The 22260-nt window shown below is 71.0% G+C and carries 18 protein-coding genes and 1 tRNA gene; 11 read left to right on the top strand and 8 right to left on the bottom strand.

The features are described 5' to 3' along the window. Window positions 1-63 precede the first annotated feature (63 nt). Both OG202_RS17790 and OG202_RS17785 read left to right on the top strand, forming a co-directional pair. A complete protein-coding gene (locus OG202_RS17790) occupies window positions 64-522 on the top strand; it encodes a tyrosinase cofactor (protein WP_405961148.1) in 459 nt (152 codons plus the stop codon). Further along, window positions 506-1372, top strand: a complete 867-nt coding sequence (locus tag OG202_RS17785) for a tyrosinase family protein (RefSeq protein ID WP_326582736.1) — start codon at window positions 506-508, stop codon at window positions 1370-1372. The genes OG202_RS17790 and OG202_RS17785 overlap by 17 nt, the downstream gene beginning before the upstream one ends. 175 nt (window positions 1373-1547) lie before the next feature. Here OG202_RS17785 and OG202_RS17780 read toward each other — a convergent pair whose 3' ends face one another. Further along, on the bottom strand, window positions 1548-1835 hold the full coding sequence (locus OG202_RS17780; RefSeq protein WP_326582737.1) for a chaplin: 288 nt from the start codon (window positions 1833-1835) through the stop codon (window positions 1548-1550). A gap of 163 nt (window positions 1836-1998) precedes the next feature. On the opposite strand from OG202_RS17780, the gene OG202_RS46530 reads away from it, so the two are divergent. Continuing rightward, the gene (locus OG202_RS46530; protein WP_405961910.1) at window positions 1999-2532 is read left to right on the top strand and encodes a DUF2087 domain-containing protein; all 534 of its coding nucleotides are present in this window, start codon (window positions 1999-2001) and stop codon (window positions 2530-2532) included. Window positions 2533-2801: 269 nt separating this feature from the next. Here OG202_RS46530 and OG202_RS17770 read toward each other — a convergent pair whose 3' ends face one another. From OG202_RS17770 to OG202_RS17755, 4 genes are all read right to left on the bottom strand, one after another. Beyond that, on the bottom strand, window positions 2802-4313 hold the full coding sequence (locus OG202_RS17770; protein ID WP_327729671.1) for an RICIN domain-containing protein: 1512 nt from the start codon (window positions 4311-4313) through the stop codon (window positions 2802-2804). Between the two features lie 512 nt (window positions 4314-4825). Continuing rightward, window positions 4826-5185: a hypothetical protein gene (locus tag OG202_RS17765; RefSeq protein ID WP_328223106.1), complete on the bottom strand. Its 360-nt coding sequence runs from the start codon at window positions 5183-5185 to the stop codon at window positions 4826-4828. Window positions 5186-5334: 149 nt separating this feature from the next. Beyond that, complete coding sequence (locus OG202_RS17760; protein ID WP_327729673.1) at window positions 5335-7254, bottom strand: DEDDh family exonuclease; 1920 nt, start codon at window positions 7252-7254, stop codon at window positions 5335-5337. 213 nt (window positions 7255-7467) lie between these two features. Beyond that, window positions 7468-7540: transfer RNA gene (locus OG202_RS17755), tRNA-Arg, on the bottom strand. Window positions 7541-7811: 271 nt separating this feature from the next. Between OG202_RS17755 and OG202_RS17750 the strand changes: the two genes are divergently transcribed. The 7 genes from OG202_RS17750 (at window position 7812) to OG202_RS17720 (ending at window position 17031) form a co-directional block, all read left to right on the top strand. Beyond that, window positions 7812-9482 (top strand): dynamin family protein, encoded by a 1671-nt coding sequence (locus tag OG202_RS17750; RefSeq protein ID WP_326582743.1) that lies wholly within the window; start codon window positions 7812-7814, stop codon window positions 9480-9482. A 5-nt stretch (window positions 9483-9487) separates the two neighbouring features. Beyond that, complete coding sequence (locus OG202_RS17745) at window positions 9488-11575, top strand: YfjP family GTPase (protein ID WP_328223105.1); 2088 nt, start codon at window positions 9488-9490, stop codon at window positions 11573-11575. A gap of 238 nt (window positions 11576-11813) precedes the next feature. Continuing rightward, complete coding sequence (locus OG202_RS17740) at window positions 11814-12293, top strand: single-stranded DNA-binding protein (RefSeq protein WP_327729674.1); 480 nt, start codon at window positions 11814-11816, stop codon at window positions 12291-12293. 293 nt (window positions 12294-12586) lie between these two features. Further along, a complete protein-coding gene (locus tag OG202_RS17735; RefSeq protein ID WP_405961911.1) occupies window positions 12587-14002 on the top strand; it encodes a TQXA domain-containing protein in 1416 nt (471 codons plus the stop codon). A gap of 262 nt (window positions 14003-14264) precedes the next feature. Then, entirely contained in the window at window positions 14265-15929 is a 1665-nt protein-coding gene (gene ettA / locus OG202_RS17730) for an energy-dependent translational throttle protein EttA (protein WP_326582746.1), read from the top strand. 2 nt (window positions 15930-15931) lie between these two features. Next, complete coding sequence (locus OG202_RS17725; protein WP_326582747.1) at window positions 15932-16342, top strand: acyl-CoA thioesterase; 411 nt, start codon at window positions 15932-15934, stop codon at window positions 16340-16342. Further along, window positions 16339-17031 carry a hypothetical protein gene (locus OG202_RS17720; protein WP_328223104.1) on the top strand — a complete coding sequence of 231 codons (693 nt, stop codon included), beginning with the start codon at window positions 16339-16341 and terminating at the stop codon, window positions 17029-17031. Before OG202_RS17725 ends, OG202_RS17720 begins: the two co-directional genes overlap by 4 nt. 145 nt (window positions 17032-17176) lie before the next feature. Here the strand turns inward: OG202_RS17720 and OG202_RS17715 are convergent, their stop codons facing one another. Further along, window positions 17177-17590 carry a globin gene (locus OG202_RS17715; RefSeq protein ID WP_326582749.1) on the bottom strand — a complete coding sequence of 138 codons (414 nt, stop codon included), beginning with the start codon at window positions 17588-17590 and terminating at the stop codon, window positions 17177-17179. Window positions 17591-17776: 186 nt separating this feature from the next. Between OG202_RS17715 and OG202_RS17710 the strand changes: the two genes are divergently transcribed. Further along, window positions 17777-18760, top strand: coding sequence for a methyltransferase domain-containing protein (locus tag OG202_RS17710; RefSeq protein ID WP_328223102.1), 984 nt, complete (start codon window positions 17777-17779; stop codon window positions 18758-18760). Window positions 18761-18954: 194 nt separating this feature from the next. Here the strand turns inward: OG202_RS17710 and OG202_RS17705 are convergent, their stop codons facing one another. Both OG202_RS17705 and OG202_RS17700 read right to left on the bottom strand, forming a co-directional pair. Then, a complete protein-coding gene (locus OG202_RS17705) occupies window positions 18955-20772 on the bottom strand; it encodes an FHA domain-containing protein (protein WP_328223101.1) in 1818 nt (605 codons plus the stop codon). Window positions 20773-20913: 141 nt separating this feature from the next. Beyond that, window positions 20914-22260 carry a vWA domain-containing protein gene (locus OG202_RS17700; protein ID WP_328223100.1) on the bottom strand — a complete coding sequence of 449 codons (1347 nt, stop codon included), beginning with the start codon at window positions 22258-22260 and terminating at the stop codon, window positions 20914-20916.

The following is a 22260-nucleotide window of genomic DNA, read 5'->3' as shown; positions in this document are numbered from 1 at the left end:
GGGCCGTACGAGCCCGGGCCCGGCCGTCCGGGGGTCACCGCTACTGAACACGACGAGGAGAGAGTGTTGGTCGTCAGCAGAGTGACGGTGGACCCCGACGGCGGCCGGAGCAGAACGCGCCGCAACGCGCTGCGTGCCCTGGGCGTGTCGGCCGTCGCCCTGGCCGTGGCCCCCGTCGTCGCCGCCGCGTGGCCCCGCCGGTCGGAGCGACCCGAGGAGGCCGACTTCGACGAGACGTACCGGGGCCGTCGTATCCAGGGCGTCCCGGCCGACGCGGGCCGGGCGGCCTACCTGGGCGCCCGGACGCCCGGCCCCGGCGCGTGGGACGTCACCGTCGACGGGCGCCCGCTGCACCTCATGCGCCGAGCGGACGGCACGTACCTGAGCATGATCGACCACTACCGTTCGTACCCGACGGCGCTGGAGGCGACCCGCGCCGCCGTCGACGAACTCGGAGTCACCCAGCGCCTGCGCGTACGGGACGTGGCGGAGGGGGCGGTCGGCCATGGCCTACACCCGTAAGGACGTCAGCACGCTCACGCGCGCGGAGCGGCGGCGGTTCGTCGGCGCGCTGCTGGAGCTCAAACAGCGCGGCGAGTACGACGAGTTCGTGCGGATGCACATCGACCACTACGTCTCCGACGGCGACGGCGGTCTGCGTACGGCCCACATGACGCCCTCCTTCCTGCCCTGGCACCGCCGGTTCGTGCTGGAGCTGGAGAAGGCGCTGCGCCGGATCGACGACTCGGTGACCGTGCCGTACTGGGACTGGACCCGGGACCGTACGACGACGTCGGTGCCCTGGACGGCGGACCTGCTCGGCGGCAACGGGCGGCGTTCCGACCACCGGGTGATGACCGGCCCCTTCGCGTACGGCACCGGCGGGTGGACCATCACGGAGGGGCTCACGGACGTCGAGTACCTCACCCGGGACTTCGGCTATCCCCGCAACCCCGTCGCCCTGCCCACCGCCCGTGACCTGGAGGCGGCCCTCGCCGATCCGGTCTACGACAAGGCGCCCTGGAACTCGGTCACCCGCGGGGGCTTCCGCAACCGGCTCGAAGGGTGGGGTCAGGGGACCGGCAACGGCTCGTGGCTCAACCACAATCGCGTGCACCGGTGGGTCGGCGGGCACATGGTCGGGGGCGCCTCCGTCAACGACCCCGTCTTCTGGCTGCACCACGCCTTCGTCGACCTCCAGTGGACGCGCTGGCAACGGCGCCACCGGGGCGCGCGCTACCTGCCGGCCAAGCCGCCGGGGAGGGGTGACTCCCAGCGGGGACGGATCGTCGCGCGGGACGAGCGGATGCCGCCCTGGAACGTGACTCCGGGCGCGATGGAGGAGATCGGGAGCGTGTATCGGTACGCGTGACCGGTGGGCGTGATCGGTACGTGCGGCCGGTACGCGTGATCGGTACGTATGGCCGGTACGCGTGACAGGCAGGGGCTTCCGGGAGCGGTTGTCCGGGAGCGGCGCGAAGCCCCCGACGGTGGGACACCGTCGGGGGCTTCTTGTCGCTGTGGTGCCGCTCGGGGTGTCGGCCCCGTCAGTGGCCGTAGCCGGACGGGCCGGGGTTGCCCTTGTGGTCGTCGTGGCTCTTGTTGACGCAGACGTTGCCGAAGGCCGGGTTCAGCAGGCCGACGACGTCGATCGTGTTCCCGCACAGGTTGACCGGCACGTGGACGGGGGCCTGGACGACGTTGCCCGACAGGACACCCGGGGAACCGACGGCCTTGCCCTCGGCGCCGGCGTCCGCCGCGGCCAGGCCGGCGCCGCTGAGCACGACAGCGGACGTGCCGAGCGTGACGACGGCTGCCTTCGCGATGCGAGACATCACGTTCTCCTTCTTGATCGGTGAGCACGACCGCCTCTGCGTGGCCGCACGCCCCTTCAACGCTCCCGCGCACCGAGGGTCACGGCGTTCATCGGCGGATCACCCTTTCCGAACAGGGGTGTGGGGGCGGGCCGCACCCGGACGCCCCCGCGCCGGACGGAAAATCGGTTCGCTCACGGGAGACCGACGGCTAGCCTCCGGACGACGGGGACGGTCAGTCGCACAGCGGGGCAGAGGAGTGAACGGCGTGGAGAAGCGGGCCGAAGTACGGGACGCGAGTCCTCGGACCGAACGGGCCCAACAGGCCGAGCGGGACTCCGAGACGGAACGGACCGATGGCACGGAACGGACCGATGGCACGGGGCAGACCGATGGCACGGGGCAGGTCGACGGCACGGGGCAGGCCGACGGGACCGAGCAATCCGATCCCGTGCTCCGGACCTTCGTGCGCGACGGGCGTCTCGTCCGGCTGCCCGCCCGGTGGCAGCGGAAGCTGGTCGTGCTGCGGTACGTCGCCGAGCGGACGTTCGAGCCGGGCGTCGAGTACCCCGAACGGGCCGTCGACGAGAAGCTGCGCGCCTGGTGCGAGGGCGCACCGCTGGACCATGTGACGCTGCGCCGGTACCTGGTGGATCTGGGGCATCTACGGCGGCAGTTCGGGTTCTACTGGGTACCTGAGGGCCGATCTGCGGCGTAGGGCCCGGGGTCGAGGGATACGGTTCGAGGTTCTGGTTCGTGTCCTCTCGCCGAACTGGCGGCGACCTCGCGGGTCACGGCCGAGAACGACGTGAACCGGCCGTCACCAGCGCCTTCGCGGGAACCGCACCGGGGTTGGCCGCCGGGTCCGCCGGGGCGTAACGGTGAGCATTGCCATGACCCTGGAGCTGGAGCCTCGACGATGCCCAGGGTGCGGCCCGCTGCCACGGGCAGTGGCAGCGGGCCGGCACTCACCTCATCGCGAGGGCGTCACCCGACGGTCCACTTCTGGCTTGTCGCACCCGTGCCCGTGAGCTGGACGACCGCCGCTCCGGTCGTCGTCGCGTTGTTCAGCACCCCGAGGTTCAGCCCGCTGTGCACGGCCACCAGCATGTAGACACTGCCGGTGTAACTGCCGACCAGGTCGAAGAAGAACTGCTGGTTGGTGCCGCCGTTGCAGGTCCACTGGATGAGCTGGCGGTTCTCGGCGGTCGACTTGCTGGGCACGTCCAGGCACAGCCCGCTCTTGACGTTCTTCAGCGTGTAGATGTTGTCCGCGACCTTGGTGACGGTCCACTGCTGGTCCGTCCCGCTCGTGGCTGTCGCCTGGATGATCTTGGCGTCGGTGGCGGTGGAGGCGCCGGTGACGCCGAGCCGCAGGGAACTGCCCGAGTTCGTCAGGGTGTGGGCCCCCGCACCCGGCACGCCGCTGTTCGGCGTCCAGGTGCCTGCCTGGACATCCAGTGACCAGGTCGGGTACTGGCCGAGGTTCACCGTCGTGCCCCTGATGGTCAGGGGCAGCCAGATGAGCTGGGACGCGCCGAGGTCGGAGGCGTTCCAGCGGTCACCAGCGTAGATGTACGTCGTACCGGAGGTGCCGGCCACCGTGATGATGTTGGCGGTCTGGCTGCCGTAGGTCTTGGTGCCCGGGGCGGCGAAGTTCCTCATCGCCGACCAGGTGCCGCTGACGGAGGTGGCGGTGGAGTAGACGTTGTCGTTCAGACTCCAGCCGGTCAGATGCGAGGCCAGCAGGTAGTAGATCCCGTTGGCTTTGATCATCGCGGGTGACTCGAAGCTGTTGGCGCTGCCGCCGCTGCCCAGGATGGCGACCGTGCTCACCGGGGTGAGGTAGTCGCTGGAGAGCAGGTTGACGCGCAGGCCGTTGTTGCGGTCCTCCGACAGCAGGTAGGCGGTGCCGTCGGTGTCCTGGAACAGGCCGATGTCACGGCTCAGTTGGCCCAGCGGGCGGGAGCTGCCCCGATAGTCGTAGGGGCCGCAGGGCGTGCTGCTGGTGGCGACACCGACCTTGGCCTCGGAGTAGGTGAGGCTGTCGATGTGCACGTACATCACGTACTTCTGGGTGGTGGCGTTGTAGATCACCTTCGGCCGCTCGACCACCCGGGACGGGCCGAGGTCACCGCTGCTCTGCAGGGACAGCGCGTCGCCCCGGTACGTCCAGTTCGCCAGGTCGGTCGAGCTGTAGCAGGCGATGGCCTGGAAGGACGTGTTGGACGAGGTCACGCCCGTCTTGTTCTCGCCGAAGCCGTACCAGGTGTCACCGACCTTGATGATGCCCATGCCGTGGAGTTGCAGGGTGTTGCCGCTGGTGTCGGTCCGTGCCGCGCCGGTCGTGAAGGTCACGGTGGTGGCGGCCTGGGCGGCCGAGGCGGGTATCAGGAGCGCGGCGACAGCCGCCAGCAGGGTCAGGAGCAGGACGGCGGTCGTGCGCCGTGGTCTGCGTCCGCGGGTGCTGCTCCGGTCGGAAGACGTTCCTGGGGACATGCTTCTTCACCTCTTCTTCGAGGTCCCGGCTCCGCGTCTGTTCGGAGGCAGGCACGGCGGTGCCGCTTGCGAGGCCGCAGCGGGGAGGGAGGGGGCGGGGAGGGGGCCGCGTACGAGGGGATCGTGGTGCGGCGGGGGGCCTGGTACGGCGGGGCCGGGTCCGTGACCGGCTGACAGGGAGACGTACATGTCCGCTGTATGGCGGGTTAATGACAACTGTCGGCAGAAGCCCTGTCAAGACATCGGCGTTGGTTTCTGTTTCTTTTTGACTGATCCGGTCGGGCGGGTGGGGTGATGCGCCGCACAGTTGACGACCAGTCACATGAAACTTTTACGCGGACCCGTTGACCAGCCGGAAGATCGGCGAGTAGAACAACCCCTGCAAGTCGCCGGAGTTCGTTACTGGTTGGTTTTGTTTGGACGGTGGTGCCCGGACGTCATCGGCTGCCGGCAGCGGCCAGGAGAGGTGAACACGCCATGGAGGCTTCCGGGCTGTCGCGACGAGGGGCTCCTCACGGGGGCGGCGCCACCATCTCCGACGAGCTGACCAACTGGGTCTTCCCCGACAACACCACGAACTGCAGCGCTCGGGACGAGGTCGCCCACAGCGCGACAGCGCCGCCGGACGCCATCCCGTACACCGGCACCTCCAGTACCTCCAGTACCTCCAGTACCTCCAGTACCTCCAGTACCTCCAGTACCTCCAGTACCTCCAGTACCTCCAGTACCTCCAGTACCTCCAGTACCTCCAGTACCTCCAGTACCTCCAGTACCTCCAGTACCTCCAGTACCTCCAGTACCTCCAGCACCGACAGCGGCAACCTCGGCGACCTGCCGCTGCTGGTCACCCTGGGCAGCGGGCCGTATGCCACCGTCTGCGAATCCTCCCGGGTGAACTACTCCCGGTCGATGGTCAGTTCAGGGATCGCCTGGGAACGCCTGCCGCAGGGAGCCTCGCCCACGCCGCGTCGCCGTTCCCGATCCAGGGGATGCGGCAGATCTCCGCCTCCGGCACCGTCGTTCAGCCGGCGATGTCGACCCCGTAACCGCGTGCGAGGGCGTCGAGGCCGTGGTCGTAGCCCTGGCCTACGGCGCGCAGGCGCCAGACCGGGCCCCTGCGGTAGATCTCCGCGAGGAGCATGGTGCGTTCGGTTGTCGCGGCGTCCAGGGTGGCCCGGGTGAGGGGCGATCCGCTGTTGCCGGGAGCCGCCCCGATCTGGATCGCGCCGACCGTCCCGAAGGTGGTCGCGCCGTCGATGGCCGCGGCGACGACGATTTTGCGCGTCGCGGGTGGCAGGGATGCCAGGTCGAGGGCGATGGTCTGTTCCGCCGGGCCGCCGGTCAGCAGCCGCACCGTCCCGGCAGGGCTCTCCGGGGCGCCGTAGAAGATGAAGTCCTCGTCGAAGGTGACCTGTTCGTCCTCGTCGAGGATGAAGGCGACGACGTCGATCTCGCAGTCGGCCTGCGGAGCCCAACTGGCGGTGACGTACCACTCGGGCGCGGGTCTGCCGTTCGGGATGGGCAGGTCGATGACGCCGCCCCTCGGCATCACGTGCGGCTCCTTCGGCCGGACAGCCGCCGAGGCAGGGTCGGTGGCGGTCGGGGAAGTGAGCCAATCCGCGTCGTGCAGGGGGAGTTCGAGGGCGGTGATACGGCTCATACGGCGGTCCTTCTCACCGGCAGCGAGAAGCACGACGTCGGTGACACTGGCGGACAGGTTGACCGCTGCGGATCCGCCCAGCTCGACGACGCGGGTACGAGCCGCGGCGGCATCGGCATGAGCACCGCCGAGCACCAGCACCCGGCGGTTCGTCAGCGGCTTGGCCGAGGTGCCGGCCGCCAAGGTGCCGGCCGAGTCGCCCGGTTGGCGCGGAGCGGGGACGGTCGCGCCGGGGGAGGACGGCGGCAGGACAGGTACGTTCGGGGCAGGCGCTGTGGTGGATTCGGGTTCGGCGGCCTGAGCTGCTGCCACTGCCGGCTCTTCCACCGGCGCGATCACGGCGGAAGCCGTTGTCGCCTCATGCACCGTCCCGGGCCGCACGTCGGCCAGCAGTCGCAGAAAGGTGTGCTCGTCGATGACCGGCACGCCCTCGGCGGCTGCGCGTCGGGCCTTCGCGGATCGGGACGCCGGCTCGTTGGTGACGAGCACGCTGGTGTGCCGACTCACGGAGGTCATCATGTTCAGTCCTGCGGCGACAGCCCGCCCGACCAGCTCCGCCCGCGCGTGCGCGGTCTCACCGGTTATCGCGATCTTCATCCCCTGCAGCAGTGGCCCGCCGGGAGCCATGCGCCCCGGATTGCGGTAGGCGCACGGTGTCTTGGGCGGCTTCGGGGTGAACTGCGATTCCGCCCGCGGTGGGCAGCTGACCAGCGGCAAGGGCAGATCGAGCCGCGCCGCCTCGCGCAGCGAAGCCCGCAGGATCCCGGCAAGCACCCGGGTGTCGTCCAGCGCGTCGTGCGCGCGCTGCTGCGGTACCCCGTAGTGGGCGGCCAGCGTGCCCAGTTTCATGTCGTCCGTCGGCGGGTCCACCTGACGATTTAAAGCCAAGGTGCAGAGCCGCTGGGACACCGGAAGCCACATCCGGGCACGGGCGAACTCGTAGGCCAGGAAGTCGTAGTCGAACTGAGCGTTGTGGGCGACCAGGACGCGGTCCTGGAGCATCGCTCCGATCCGCCCGGCGACCTGGTCGAAGGTAGGGGCACCCCGCAGCCGCTCGACGGTCAGCCCGTGCACCTCCACCGGTCCCGGGTCGCATCCCGGGTCGAGCAGAGTGGAGAACTCCCCGGTCTGCTCGCCGTCCGGCCCGATCGTCACCACCGCGACGGACAGCACCCGGTCCCTCCGGGGCATGAGCCCGGAGGTCTCCACATCGACCAGGGCCCAGTCGCGGGCGTAGTCGCCCGTGGCGGGCAGGCCGAAGGAGGCGGAGGCGAGACTCATGGCGCCAAGGATGATCCGATATGCGGCTCTCATTCAACCTGTATGCCGTTTTACCCTGCCCTGGAATGACGTACCGCCCTGCCGGCCGTAGAGGGACCAGGGACCAGGGAGCCGGTCCGGCCTTGCGGCGCCGCGGTGACGGGCCTCTTGTCATGTCTCTGACCAGCAAAAACGCCCTCCCGGAGGGAGGGCGGAAACGATGCGTGTGCAGAGCGCCCCCGGCAGGACTCGAACCTGCGGCCAAGCGCTTAGAAGGCGCCTGCTCTATCCACTGAGCTACGGGGGCCGGGTGTGGTGGCCTCTGTCGTGGTGCCCGGGTGTGGGCTGATCCGTGACGTTGCCGGGGACAAGGATAGGGCTCCCCAGTCCTTGTCCCTGTTGCTTCGCCTCCGTGGCTCAATGTGGAGGTTCAGTGAAGCGGTCCTGATAATCGCAGGCAGGTACGAATCGTGCACCTCTTTTGGCGCCTTGGACCCCGGGTGTTGTGCACTCGTTATGCCTGCGCCCCTCTCGCCCCCTCCGTCCCATCTGTTCTGTCGGCGCGCAGACGTAGTCATATGCTTCAGAAAGTCCACAAAATTGGGCATTCTTCGCATGTGGTGACCTTGGACGTACGGCCTCAGTTGCTAGACGCGCTCTCCGCCCTGCGCGACCGTGTCGCCGCCGCGCGCTTTCCGCTGCCCCTGGCAGGGGCCCCGCGCGCGCGTGCCAACCGCGACGAACTGCTCGCACAACTCGACGACTACTTGGTGCCCCGGTTGCGACAACCCGAAGCGCCGTTGCTCGCCGTTGTCGGGGGGTCGACCGGCGCCGGCAAGTCCACTCTCGTCAACTCCCTGGTGGGGCGGAAGGTCAGCGAGGCCGGTGTGCTGCGGCCGACGACCCGTACGCCCGTACTGATCTGCCATCCCGAGGACCACCACTGGTTCAGCGGTATGCGCGTGCTGCCCCACCTCACCCGCGCGTGGCGGCCTCAGCGGGAGCCCGGTCAGGATCCGGGCGACGACGCGTTTCCACCGAACAGGGACGGCGGCAAGGACGGCGAGCGCGTCCTGCGCGTCGAGACCGCCGACAGCCTCCCGCCCGGTCTCGCCCTCCTCGACGCGCCCGACGTCGACTCCCTGGACGCCGACAACCGCGTACTCGCCGCCGAACTCATCTGCGCCGCCGACATCTGGGTGATGGTCACCACGGCATCCCGCTACGCCGACGCCGTGCCCTGGCATCTGCTGCGGTCCGCGAAGGAGCACCGGGCGACCCTGGTCACCGTGCTCGACCGGGTGCCCCACCAGGTGGTCTCCGAGGTCTCCCGGCAGTACGCGGCGCTGCTGACCAAGGCCGGGCTCGGCGACGTACCCCGGTTCACCGTGCCCGAACTGCCCGAGTCCGCCTGGGGCGGCGGGCTGCTGCCGGGCACCGCCGTCGCACCGCTGCGGACCTGGCTCGTCCAGCAGGCGACCGACCAGGGAGCCCGGCACCAGGCCATGGCGCGCACCGCGCACGGGGTTCTCGACTCGCTGAGGTCCCGGATGCCCGAGCTGGCGAGCGCGGCGGCCCAGCAGTACTCCGCCGCCCTCCGGCTCACCGCCGCCGTCGACACCGCGTACGACAGCGAGCACGCGCGCGTGAAGGGGCGCCTGCAGTCGGGGGCCGTGCTCGCGGGCGACGCCCTCAAGCGGTGGCGCAGCTATCCGCTCGACTGCACCCCCGGCGAACTGCTCGACGCCCTCGTCGAAAGCCTCGGCACCCTGGTGCTGTGCGCCGTCACCGCCGCCGACGAGCGGATCGGCGAGGCCTGGGGCCGCGAACCGGCCGCGGTGGCCGCCGGACTGACGGAACGTGACGCGACGCGGGAGGGCGTCGAGCACCGGATCGGGATGACCGTACGACGCTGGCGGCGCGTCCTCGAGGAGTACGCCGAGGAAGAGGTGCGCGACCTCGACCGAAGCGTCGCGCCGGACGTGGAGGTGGTGGCCGCCCTGGGCGCCACAGCGCTGCTGGGCGGCCGACGGGCCCGGTCCGCGGGGGAGGGGCTCGCCGAACGGATCGGGGCGCACGGCGCGCTACGGCTCCGCGACCGCGGCGGACGGCTGCTCACCGAGTACCTCGACCGGGCCCTCGACGCCGAGCGCGACCGCCACCTCGCCCCGCTCGACGCACTCGACGTACACCCCGGACCACAGGCCGAACTCATCGCCGCCCTGTCCGTACTGCAGAAGGAGAGGTGACCGTGGTGACCGCCGTCACTGACCACACGGATCAGACCGGAGACGACGTTCCCGAGAAGGGTGAGGACACGAAAGGCGAGAAGAACGTCGACAGGAAGAAGGGTGACGTTGGTGGGGGCGGCCACCTGGGGAGGGGTGCTTCCGGCGCTTTCGGGGAAACGCGCCCGGGGAAGCCGGACGGAGGTCCGTCCGAGAGCGCCGAGGACAAGCGGACCGAGAAGACCGAAGAGCCCGAAGAGAGCGAGGGGCGGGACAGGACCGTCGGCCCAACGAGCCGCGACGAGCGTCCGAGGGGCGAGAACCACGTCCACGCGCGCGTGCCCGACCGTTCCGGCGGCGGCGCGCCCGGTGCGGGGGGCACGTTCGGCGACGCGTCCGGTCGTACGGAGTCCGGCGACCCCTGGGACGACGGGCTCATCGCCCGGCGGGCCACCGAGACGAGTGCCGTCGAGCGGGTTCCGGCCGTGGAGAACCGGACTCCGGTCGCGCAGGCGGTCGTCCCGCTCGCGTACGACGGGCACCTGAGGTCGCGGCTCGACGCGCTGCGGGAGCTGGTGGGACTGTCCCGTACGCGGTTGGAGAGCGCGACGCTGGCGGAGGCGGGACGGGTGCTGGACGAGGCGGCGGCGCGACGCAGGCTGTCGGGGCAGCACACGGTCGTCGCGATCGCGGGCGCCACCGGCAGCGGCAAGTCGATGCTGTTCAACGCGCTCGCGGGGGTGACGATCTCGGAGACGGGCGTACGCCGGCCCACCACGGCCGCGCCCATCGCGTGCAGTTGGAGCGACGGCGCGGCGAGCCTCATCGACCGGCTGGGCATCCCGGGACGGCTGCGGCGGCGGCCCCTGCAGAGCCCGGAGGCGGAGGCCCAGCTGCGCGGCCTCGTCCTGGTGGATCTGCCCGACCACGATTCGGCTGCGGTGCAGCACCGGGAGCAGGTCGACCGGATCCTGGCACTGGTGGACGCGGTCATCTGGGTCGTCGACCCGGAGAAGTACGCCGACGCGATGCTCCACGAGCGCTATCTGCGGCCCCTGGCCGGTCACGCGGAGGTCATGTTCGTCGTCCTCAACCAGGTGGACCGGCTCCCCGGGGAGGCCGCCCACCAGGTGCTCGACGATCTGCGGCGGCTGCTCGACGAGGACGGGATCGCGCTGGGGGAGCACGGCGAACCGGGCGCCGCCGTGCTCGCGCTGTCCGCGCTCACCGGGGACGGGGTGGAAGAACTGCGCGACGCGCTGGAGCAGTTCGTGGCCGAGCGGGGCGCGCCTGCCCGCCGGGTCCGCGCCGATCTGGACGCGGCGGCCGCGCGGCTGTGGCCGGTGTACGCGCATCAGCGACGGGCGGGGCTCAGCGAACGGGCCCGGGACGAGTTCGCCGCGCGGCTCGCGGACGCCGTCGGCGCGACCGCGGCGGGCGAGGCCGCCGAGCGCGTCTGGCTGCGCAACGCGGGCCGCGCGTGCGGTACGCCCTGGCTACGGCTGTGGCGGTGGTACCAGGACCGGAGCGAACCCCCGACGGGACGGCTCGCCCTGACGGCGCCCGTGGACGAGGAGGCCACTGCCCGACAGCGCGTCGAGCAGGCCGTACGTACGTTGTCGGAGCGCGCCGCGACGGGGTTGCCCGCGCCCTGGGCCCAGGCGGTGCGCGAGGCGGCGGTACGCGGGGCGCAGGGGCTGCCCGAGGCGCTGGACGAGCTGGCGATGCGGGTCGGGGCACCGACGGGGCGGCCGCCGCGGCCGGGGTGGTGGCCGGCCGCGGTGCTCGCGCAGGCGTCCATGACCCTCCTCCAAGTCGTGGGAGGGCTGTGGCTGTTGGGGCAGATCATCGGCTTCATGGCACCGAATCTCGGGGTGCCGGTGCTGCTGATGGTGATCGGCATCGTCGGCGGCCCGGCCGTCGAGTGGGGCTGCGGACTGGCGGCACGCGGTCCGGCGCGGCGATACGGCTCCGAGGCGGAACGGCGGCTGAGGGAAGCCGCCGCGGGGTGCGGCCGGGCGCGGGTGCTGGATCCGGTGGCCGCCGAACTGCTGCGGTATCAGGAGGTGCGGGAGCAGTACGGGCGGGTGATGGGGGCGGCGCCGGTGAGGTGAGAGGCCGTTCCCGTAGGGCTGGTTCCGTAGGGCCGGTTCACCCCGTCGGGTGACGGCGTTTTCCACAACTGGCGAGTAGCACACAGGGCTCAGCGGGCTCGGCCCGACGGCGGCAGTCTGAACACGCGGCGATCACAGCACCGCCGCACGACAGACGCAGCAGCCGTACGGGACGGGCCCGTACGCGTGTCCGGTCGGCACCGGCGCCCGGTGCCGGCGTGCGGAAGGGGTTCGCGAGATGAACGAGACGATGGTGTGCGTGGTGGGGAACGTGGCGACCCAGCCGGTCTGCCGGGAGTTGTCGACGGGTTCGTCGGCCCGGTTCCGGCTGGCGGTGACCTCGCGGTACTGGGACCGGGAGAAGAACGAGTGGACGGACGGGCACACCAACTTCTTCACGGTGTGGGCGAGGCGCACGCTCGCCGCGAACGTGGCGTCGTCCGTGGCACTGGGTGATCCGGTCGTGGTGCAGGGGCGGTTGAAGGTGCGTACCGAACAACGGGACGGGCAGAGCCGGGTCTCGGCGGACGTCGACGCGGTCGCGATCGGCCACGATCTGTCGCGGGGCACATCGGCGTTCCGGCGGACGCCCCGGGGCGAGATGCCGGTGGCGGCTCAGTCCCCGTCCCCACCGGAGCCGAACTGGGAGACACCGCCGCCGGGAGACCGGCTCGACGCCGCGACCGAACTCCGGTCGGAGCCGGTCGGGGTGACGTGACATCAGACCGAGCCGCGGTCGTGGCTTATCGGCGAATGCGTTGTGAAGAGTCCGTGCGTGCGCCTGATCGACTTGTCGATATGTGCTGTTCGCAGGCTGTGCGAGCGATAACGATTCCGATTCGGATCGGTTGTCCGACGATACGGCTGGGAAGTGCGGTGCACCCCTTGCCTAGGATGCCGGGCATGGCCCACGGGGCTTCTGATTCTGCTGGTGGGACCCCAACCCCCCACGTCAACGGGTCCTGCTCGAAGGGAAATTCTGTGGTTTCTTCGTTCTCGGCGTCGTTCTCGGTGTCGTTGTCCGGGTGGTCCGGGTGGGCCGCGCGCAGGCGAGGGGCGACCCGCCTCGCCGCCGTGTCACTCGCGTCCGGACTCGTCGCCGCGGGTGCGATCGTCACCGCGGGCCCGGCCGCCGCCGACGAGAAGGCGCAGAGCTCGGGCGGAGCGACCGCGACCATAGGCGGCCTCAAGACGTACGGAACGGCCGTGCTCCGAACCGACGACGGCCAGGAACAGCAGCTCCCCGCCGGGCTGTTCGAGATGTTCGTCGACGGCGGCGGCACCCTGCAGACCTACTGCGTCGACGTCCAGAACCCGACGCAGAAGGACGCCGAGTACCAGGAGACCCCCTGGAGCGGAACCTCGCTGGGTGCCAACAAGGACGCGGGCAGGATCCGCTGGATCCTGCAGAACTCCTACCCGCAGGTGAACGACCTCGCGGCACTCGCCGGGAAGGCCGGTGCCAAGGGTCTCACCGAACAGGACGCGGCGACCGGTACCCAGGTGGCGATCTGGCGGTACTCGGACGGGGCCGAGGTGACGGCCCTGGACCCGGAGGCGGAGAAGCTCGCGGACTACCTGCAGAAGAGCGCGCGGGACCTCACAGAGCCCGCCGCCTCCCTGACCCTCGACCCGCCGGCGGTCTCCGGCCGCGCGGGCGAGCGGGTCGGGCCCGTCACGGTGCACACCAACGCGGACGGCGTGACCGTGACCCCGCCCTCGGACGTGACGGCGGACGGCGTGAAGGTCGTCGACGCGGACGGTGAGGCCGTGACCTCGGCCGATGACGGCAGTGAGCTGTACTTCGACGTGCCCGAGGACACCGCGGACGGCACGGCCGAGCTGACCGTGCAGGCGTCGACGACCGTGCCGGTGGGCCGTGCCTTCGCCTCCGAGACCCGCAGCCAGACCCAGATCCTCGCGGGCTCCAGCGAGTCCACGGTCTCCGCGACGGCGACCGCGCACTGGGCCGAGAAGGGCGCGATACCCGCACTGTCCGCCGAGAAGAACTGCGCCGAGGGCGGCCTGGACATCACGGCCGCCAACCAGGGCGACAAGCCCTTCACCTTCGAGCTGATGGGGATCACCTACACCATCGACGCGGGCGAGACCCGCACGATGACGATCCCGCTCCAGGAGGACCAGGCGTACGACTTCACGATCGAGGGGCCGAACGGCTTCGCGAAGCAGTTCCGGGGCGTGCTCGACTGCCGGACGGAGACCGCGGCCGGTGCGGGCGGGGACTCGGTCCAGACGCTGAGCGAGCCGAGCCCGGCGACGGTGGGCGGCAACGCGGTCACCGACTCCGGCACCGACCTCGCCGAGACCGGCAGCTCCGGTGCCACCCCGGTGATCGGGGGCATTGCCATCGGCCTGGTCGTGATCGGCGGCGCGGTGATGATCCTCCTCCGCAAGCGGAACGCGTGACGAGGAAGACAACGAAGACAACGAAGACAACGAAGACAACGAAGACAAGGAATCCGTAGGCGAAAGCGCTCCTTGAGAACTCGACAGTGAGTGACCGCGCGGTGACACACGCGTGCGACGCGGCCCCGGTACGCCTCCACAGGCGCCGGGGCCGTGCCGCTCGTGCAGGGGGTTCACCATCCGGTTTCCGTCGAGGGCTGGCCGTGCGGCAAGATGGGTGGTACTGCCCACTGCCAGATTTCAAGTTGCCGGACGGTTTCTCTTGGCTGAGTACATCTACACGATGCGCAAGACACGCAAGGCGCACGGCGACAAGGTGATCCTTGACGACGTCACGCTGAGCTTCCTGCCCGGCGCGAAGATCGGTGTGGTCGGCCCGAACGGTGCCGGTAAGTCCACCGTTCTCAAGATCATGGCGGGCCTCGAGCAGCCCTCCAACGGTGACGCGTTCCTGTCGCCCGGCTACACCGTCGGCATGCTCCTGCAGGAGCCGCCGCTGGACGAGTCCAAGACGGTCCTGCAGAACGTGCAGGACGGCGCCGCCGAGATCATGGGCAAGCTCAGGCGCTTCAACGAGGTCGCCGAGCTCATGGCGACCGACTACTCGGACGCGCTCCTCGACGAGATGGGCAAGCTCCAGGAGGACCTGGACCACGCGAACGCGTGGGACCTGGACACCCAGCTGGAGCAGGCCATGGACGCCCTGGGCTGCCCGCCCGGCGACTGGCCCGTCACCAACCTGTCCGGTGGTGAGCGCCGCCGCGTCGCGCTGTGCAAGCTGCTGCTCGAAGCCCCCGACCTGCTGCTGCTCGACGAGCCCACCAACCACCTGGACGCCGAGTCCGTGCAGTGGCTGGAGCAGCACCTCGCGAAGTACCCCGGCACCGTCGTCGCCGTCACCCACGACCGGTACTTCCTCGACAACGTCGCGGGCTGGATCCTGGAGCTCGACCGCGGCCGCGCGATCGGCTACGAGGGCAACTACTCCACGTACCTGGAGACCAAGCAGACCCGTCTCAAGGTCGAGGGCCAGAAGGACGCCAAGCGCGCCAAGCGGCTCAAGGAAGAGCTGGAGTGGGTCCGCTCCAACGCCAAGGGCCGCCAGGCCAAGTCCAAGGCCCGTCTCGCCCGCTACGAAGAGATGGCCGCCGAGGCCGACAAGATGCGGAAGCTGGACTTCGAGGAGATCCAGATCCCGCCGGGCCCGCGCCTGGGCAGCGTGGTCGTCGAGGTCAACAACCTCAGCAAGGCCTTCGGCGAGAAGGTCCTGATCGACGACCTCTCCTTCACCCTGCCGCGCAACGGCATCGTGGGCATCATCGGCCCGAACGGCGCCGGCAAGACGACCCTCTTCAAGATGATCCAGGGGCTGGAGGAGCCCGACTCCGGTTCGATCAAGGTCGGCGACACCGTCAAGATCTCCTACGTCGACCAGAGCCGCGAGAACATCGACCCGAAGAAGACGCTGTGGGCCGTCGTCTCCGACGAACTGGACTACATCAACGTCGGCCAGGTCGAGATGCCCTCCCGCGCCTACGTGTCCGCGTTCGGCTTCAAGGGCCCGGACCAGCAGAAGCCGGCCGGGGTGCTCTCCGGCGGTGAGCGCAACCGCCTCAACCTGGCGCTCACCCTCAAGCTGGGCGGCAACCTGCTGCTCCTCGACGAGCCGACCAACGACCTCGACGTCGAGACCCTGTCGTCGCTGGAGAACGCGCTCCTGGAGTTCCCCGGCTGCGCCGTGGTCGTCTCCCACGACCGCTGGTTCCTGGACCGGGTGGCCACGCACATCCTCGCCTACGAGGGTGAGTCCAAGTGGTTCTGGTTCGAGGGCAACTTCGAGTCGTACGAGAAGAACAAGGTCGAGCGACTCGGCGCGGACGCCGCCCGTCCGCACCGCGCCACCTACAAGAAGCTGACTCGAGGCTGATCTTGCGGCACATCTACCGCTGCCCACTGCGCTGGGCGGACATGGACGCGTACGGCCACGTCAACAACGTGGTCTTCCTCCGCTACCTGGAGGAAGCCCGTATCGACTTCCTGTTCCGCCCGGAGAAGGACTTCAAGCAGGGGTCCGTGGTGGCGCGCCATGAGATCGACTACAAGCGGCAGTTGGTGCACCGGCACAAGCCGGTGGACATCGAGCTGTGGGTCACGGAGATAAGGGCGGCGTCGTTCACGATCGCCTACGAGGTCAAGGACCCCGAGCAGGTCTACGTCCGGGCCTCGACGGTGATAGTGCCGTTCGACTTCGCGACCCAGCGGCCCCGCCGGATCACCGCCGAGGAACGCGAGTTCCTGGAGGGATACAGAGACGACGAGGAGGAGGCCGTCGCCGCATGACGGTGCTCCACCTCGCCGACGAGGGGGAGGCGGCGGATCTCGCGGCCTTCCTCTCCAGGCTGCTCCACTACGACCGGGGAGCGGCGGTGCGCCTCCAGGCGGCCGGCACCGCCCTGGCCGTCTTCGGTCGGCCACCGTCCTTCGAGGTCCTGGCGATCCGGGCCGTGCGCCTCGCCAAGCCGTACGAGAGCGGGCTCGACGTCATGCTCGACGTGACCGTGTCGGCCGGTGAACTCCTGGAGTCCATCGACGAGCCGGCGGGTACGGCGGGCGTGCCGGGGGCGGTGACCGGGCCGCCGTGGGCCGGGGTGCTTCCCCCACGCGGCGGCTGGCGGCCGGAGGCGGGGCTGCCCGCGCCGGACGCGCTGCGGGCGATGGTCTCCGCGGCGGTGCGCGAATTCCGCTCCCGTACCGAGGAGTTGGTGCCCGAGCAGCGCACGCGCGCCGAGCTCGACCGGATCGGGCGGGAGATCTGGTCCCGGGCGGTCGGGGACACCCATCTGCCGGTGCGGGCCGTGCACGCGGCCCAGTCGCTCGGCTTCCTCCGCCCCGCCCGCGCGGGCGGGGCGCCCGAGGAGGCGTCGCCGGGACTGTTCTCGTCGGGCGCGTGGCTCAGACTGCGTACGCCCTACGGGTCGATCGCCCTACGTAGGGCCGGACTGGGGACGTTGGGAGTCAGCGTCCGCTGAGCACGCCTCCTGGTTCCCCAAGCACCTGATGCCAGGCATGTGATGCCGTGATGTGGGTCACATGGCGTCGGTGTGGGAGCCCGTCGAAACGTCCGGGTGCTTCCGAAGGTCATTGCCCGGTCGTGCTGTCGGGTCCCGCGGCCGCTCAGCCCGGGGCGTTCACCATCGAGGCCGCCGCGTACGTCAGGTAGTTCCACAGCGTGTGCTCGTGTTCCTCGGAGAGGCCGAGCTCGTCGACGGCGTCGCGCATGTGCTTCAGCCAGGCGTCGTGGGCGGCACGGTCGACCGTGAAGGGGGCGTGGCGCATGCGGAGCCGGGGGTGGCCCCGGTTCTCGCTGTACGTCGTGGGGCCGCCCCAGTACTGGATCAGGAACAGCGTGAGACGGTCCTCGGCCGGGCCCAGGTCCTCCTCGGGGTACATGGGCCGCAGGATCGGATCCTCGGCGACACCCTCGTAGAAACGGCGTACGAGGCGCCGGAAGGTCTCCTCGCCACCGACCTGCTCGTAGAAGGTCTGCTCCTGAAGGGTGCCGCGCCGAATCTCATTCACGTTCCCCATGGTCTCAGACGCGGCGGCGGAGGACTTGAGGCTTAGGACCATCCAAGAGGCGTCCGAGGGGCGGCCGGAGACCGGGCCGAGGGCCGGACGCCTTCCGTGTGCCGGACGAAGGGCGCGGACGGGTGGATTCCGGACGGGTGTGCCGTGGTGCTCGCCTCTGGAGGCGTCCGGCCGCACAGTGGAGGTATGGGCACGCACGCTGTGGATCACGACCTGGAACGCCTCGCCGCCGAGGCCCGCTCGGCGCTGGTGCGCGAGATCGAGGCGAGCGGGGCGTGGGACGCCGACCCGGAGTGGCGGAAGGCGTTCGAGAGCGTTCCCCGGCATCTCTTCGTGCCGTACTACTACGTCGGCGTCCCGGGCGGCTTCGAGCGGCTGTGGGGCGAGGAGCGCGACCCCCGGCGGCGTGACCGCTGGGTGCGGGGCGCGTACGCGGACACACCGCTCGCCACGCGGGTGCGCGACGGGGAACTGATCTCCTCCAGCAGCCAGCCGTCGCTGATGGCGAAGATGTTGGCCGAGCTGGAGGTGGAGGACGGGGACCGGGTGCTGGAGATCGGCGCCGGCACCGGTTACAACGCCGCCCTGCTCGCGCACCGGCTGGGGGACGACCTGGTCACGACCGTCGATCTGGACGCCGACATCACGGAGGCGGCGCGCAGGCATCTGCACGCCGCCGGGTACCACCCGGCCGTCGTCACCGGGGACGGGGCGCGAGGGGTGCCGGAGCGGGCGCCGTACGACCGGATCATCGCGACCTGCACGCTGCACTCGATCCCCCGCGCCTGGCTCGCCCAGTGCACCCCTGGCGCGCGCATCCTGACGCCGTTGGCCACGGGGCTGGTGCGGCTGCGGGTCGAGGACGCCGAGCACGCCGAGGGGGGCTTCCTGCACACGTCGGCGTACTTCGTGCCGCTGCGCGGGGGGAGTGAGCCGGAAGCGATGCGTCCGCACCTGGGCGGGCTGCCGCACCGGGCCCGTGACCACGAGCTCTTCCGGTTCCTGCTGGCCCTCACGGCGGGCAGCCTGGACCCGCACGAGGCGCTCGCCCTGTGGCAGCGCGAGGGCATGCCGACCCGCGAGCGCTACGGCATCACGGTCCGCGGCGACCACGCCTGGGCCTGGCTGGACGACCCGGAGGGGCCGTACGCCTGGCCCCTCCCGAGCTGAGGACGCGACCCGGAGCGGCCGGAGCGGCCGGAGTGATCGGAGCGGCCGGGGGTGTGATCGGGGCGCACCGGAGTGATCGGAGCGCACCAGGGTGGTCGGAGGACCGGTGCGACCGGGCCATTGGATCAGGGCCGTGGATCAGGGCCGACCGAAGTCGCTCGGTCGGCCCTGGTCGTCTCGCTGTTGCGGGAAGGTCAGCCCCGGCGGATCGTGATCGTCGTCCACGCGCCCACGTGCACCCGGTCCCCGTCCTGGAGGGGGATCGGGACGAAGGGCTGGATGGGCTCCTCGGAATGGTTGACCGTGGTTCCGTTCGTGGAGTTCTGGTCGACGACCGCCCAGCTGCCGTCGGGCTGCTGCACCAGCACCGCGTGCTGGTGGGAGACGCCCGGGTCCTCCGGAGGCACCGAGAGATCGATGTCGGGGGTGTCGCCGGTGGAGTGGCGGCGGCGCCCGATGGTGATCTGGTTGCCGGTGAGGGCACGCCGCTGCTCGGGGGAGTACGCGGGCAGGTTCAGGCCAGCGGCCTCGGGGCCCGAGCGCTGCATCATCGCCATGAAGTAGTCGCGGTCCGGGCCGATGGTCGCGCTCCAGGTCGTCGGCGCCTGCGGGTACGCGGGGCCGGGCGGGGCCTGGGTGGCACCGGGCTGCGGGTAGCCGTAGCCGCCGGGGCGAGCACCCGCACCGCTGGGGCCGCCCGGGCCACCGGATCCGCCGGGACCGGTCGACGACGGCGGGGAGATCACCCAGTCGTCGTCACCACCGAAGGGCGGACCGCCGCCAGGACCCTGACCACCGGGGCCGGGGCCGCCAGGGCCCCCGTGCTGCGGGCGCCGGGTCTCCTGCGGGAAGGCAGGCGGTGCCGAAGACCCCGCCTGCTGGAACGCCTGCGGCGCCCCGCCGGGGCCTTGACCGCCGGGGCCCTGACCACCGGGACCACCAGGTCCGCCGGAACCGGGACCACCGGGGAAACCGGGACCGCCGGGCCCACCCGGCGTAGGCCCGGGCGGCGGCGGAACCGGTCGTGAAGGGTCGCCGCCGAAGCCCGAGGGCCCGGGTCGTGAAGGATCGCCACCGAAGCCCGAGGGCCCAGGTCGTGAAGGGTCACCGCCGAAGGCCGAAGGTCCAGGTCGCGAAGGATCCCCGCCGAACGCGGACGGACCGGGCTGGCCGGGCTGCCCCGGACCGGGCTGACCGGGCTGACCCGAAGGCCCGCCACCGAACCCGGAGGAACCCCCCGGCCCCGACGGGCCACCGGGGCCGCCGGGCCCACCTGCGCGGCCGGGCCCGCCGGGACCCTGCCCGCCATGACCGCCGGGGCCACCAGGACTCCCGGAGCCACCAGGGCCACCAGGTCCGCCGAACCCACCGTTTCCGCCCGGACCCCCAGGCCCGCCCCGACCCGACGGCTCCCCGCCGAACGGTGAGAGCGGCTCGGCGGGACGGTTCACCTGTGAGGGGCGGGAGCTCTGGTAGTCGTATCCGTCACCGGCGCCGTAGGACGGCGGAGGCGGCTGCTGGAACCGGAGCGCCGGGTTTCCACCGGCGCCGGGACCAGGACCAGGACCGGAATTAGGGCCAGGGCCTCCAGGGCCGGGACCAGCGCCGCCGGGACCGGGGCCGCCGGGACCGGGACCACCCGGGCCCGAGCCCGCCCCGGGCGCCGAAGGCCGCGGCGCGGCCGGCGTGTACGTCGTCGCCGTGTTGGTCAGGAAGTTCCACCGGCACTCCTCGCAGAAGGGCGCGCCGCCCTCGCGGGGCGTGCGGCACTGCGGGCAGAGCTCCGGCTCGGCGGTCAGGTGCGGGCGTCCACCGGGACTCCCGGGACCCCCGGGTCCTCCGGGACCGCCCGCGCCCGGAGGCGGGGGAGGTGAGCCGGGCGGCGGGTATCCGTAACCGGCGCCCGGGGGCGGCGGTGGTGGCGGCGGGGGTACGGCACCGGCCATACGGTGACCGCAGACCTCGCACCAGTCGTCGGAACCCGACTGGTGTCCGTTCGGGCAGGTCGGCATGTCGGCGCTTCCCCCTCTCCTTTCCGGCCCTTCGGCCGGTTCCTGTGGCCGCGACGGGCCGGTGTGGCCGGTACTGTCCGGATCCCCCGGTGGGGGGCCCGAGCCAGGCTCATGTGCAGCGGTGTTACCGGTTGCTTCTTCCTACTTCTTTACACGAACAGTTTTTGTCGACCGTGTTTCGAGAGTCATCTCGTCGGCCTCCGTGACCTTCGCCTTCAGTCGCACAGTACCTGTCGCCGCGTCGACCACGTCCACCACCTTCGCAAGCAGTTTCGCAGTATCCGCGTTCCCGGACGCGCTGGCGAGCTGAACGGCCCGTCCCAGCTTGGCCGTTGCACCGTCGATATCGCCGGATTTACGGGCATCCAGCCCTTGCTGGATGACTTGTGCCAGTTCGGCCTGACCCGTGTAGTGCGCGACCTGGGGGTTGATCGACGTGGACGCGACCATGTCGTCGGTCCACACCGCCTTCACCAGGCCCTGGGCGCCGAGGTTCTGCGCGGTGCCTTCGGGCTGCGGGATGACGAGGGAGATCCGGGCGGCCAGCATCTCCTGGCCCAGGGACGCGGCCGGGACCTCGACGCACACGTGGTAGTCACGGGACTCGTCCCCCCACGAGCCGGTCGGATAGTCCCCGGCGCGCGGGCCGGCCTCGGTGCGACGGTCGGTCAACTCCTCGACCGTGGGCGCCACTTGCTTGACGAACTTGACCCGGGTGCCGACCGGGGTCCACAGCCGCAGGGCGACGTCCGCGACCTCCTTGCCCATGGCCGCCTCCATCATCTGTGTGAAGTCGGCGGACAGGGCGGCCGGGTCGGCGACGATGTCGGCGGTGCCGAGCAGCGCGGAGGCGATCCCCGTGACCTCCTTCACCTCCCAGTCCGTGCCCACTCCACGCGCGTCACAGGTGAACCGTCCGGCACAGGCGTCCAGCGCGGCCTTCAGGTCCTCCGGCGACTCGTGCTCGTTGCGGCCGTCGGTGAGCAGGATGCCGTGGCGGATGGCCACGTCGGCGGAGGCGAGCAGCCGGTCCGCGAGCTTCAGCCAGGTGCCGATGGCGGTGCCGCCGCCCGCGCTGAGCCTGCGCAGCGCCTGTTTGGCCTGCTCACGGGTGGCGGAGTCGGCGACCGCGAGCCGGCCGCCGCCGGGGTAGACCTCCCGGGCCACATGGGTGCCGTCGATCACCGCGAAGTGGACGCCGTCGCGCAGGGTGTCGATCGCGGCGGCCGTGGCGTCCCGGGCGTTGCGCATCTTGGTCGGCGGATAGTCCATCGACCCCGAGCAGTCGACCATGAGCGCCACGGCGGCGGACGGGCCCTGGCCGGGCGAGTAGAGGTGTGGCGCGGCGACCGCGGTGCCGATGGTGCCACCGCCGGTCGCGCTGACCGTCACGATGGCGTTGACCTCGCGGCCGCCGTCGGGCAGGTACTCGTTCTGGTACACCTCGACCGAGAACTGCGGCACGTTCGACTTCGAAAAATTGGCCAT

The organism is Streptomyces sp. NBC_00310, assembly GCF_036208085.1.
GTDB lineage: Bacteria > Actinomycetota > Actinomycetes > Streptomycetales > Streptomycetaceae > Streptomyces.
Note: the sequence above shows the minus strand (reverse complement) of the source record. Positions and strands in the feature narration are given on the sequence as shown.

Coding starts and splice junctions, on each gene's coding strand:
- OG202_RS17715 (WP_326582749.1), bottom strand. CDS start 17,590: ATGGGGAACGTGAATGAGATTCGGCGCGGCACCCTTCAGGAGCAGACC.
- OG202_RS17785 (WP_326582736.1), top strand. CDS start 506: ATGGCCTACACCCGTAAGGACGTCAGCACGCTCACGCGCGCGGAGCGG.
- OG202_RS17780 (WP_326582737.1), bottom strand. CDS start 1,835: ATGTCTCGCATCGCGAAGGCAGCCGTCGTCACGCTCGGCACGTCCGCT.
- OG202_RS17760 (WP_327729673.1), bottom strand. CDS start 7,254: ATGAGTCTCGCCTCCGCCTCCTTCGGCCTGCCCGCCACGGGCGACTAC.
- OG202_RS17740 (WP_327729674.1), top strand. CDS start 11,814: ATGAACGAGACGATGGTGTGCGTGGTGGGGAACGTGGCGACCCAGCCG.
- OG202_RS17705 (WP_328223101.1), bottom strand. CDS start 20,772: ATGCCGACCTGCCCGAACGGACACCAGTCGGGTTCCGACGACTGGTGC.
- OG202_RS17720 (WP_328223104.1), top strand. CDS start 16,339: ATGACGGTGCTCCACCTCGCCGACGAGGGGGAGGCGGCGGATCTCGCG.
- OG202_RS17750 (WP_326582743.1), top strand. CDS start 7,812: ATGCTTCAGAAAGTCCACAAAATTGGGCATTCTTCGCATGTGGTGACC.
- OG202_RS17700 (WP_328223100.1), bottom strand. CDS start 22,260: ATGGCCAATTTTTCGAAGTCGAACGTGCCGCAGTTCTCGGTCGAGGTG.
- OG202_RS17710 (WP_328223102.1), top strand. CDS start 17,777: ATGGGCACGCACGCTGTGGATCACGACCTGGAACGCCTCGCCGCCGAG.
- OG202_RS17770 (WP_327729671.1), bottom strand. CDS start 4,313: ATGTCCCCAGGAACGTCTTCCGACCGGAGCAGCACCCGCGGACGCAGA.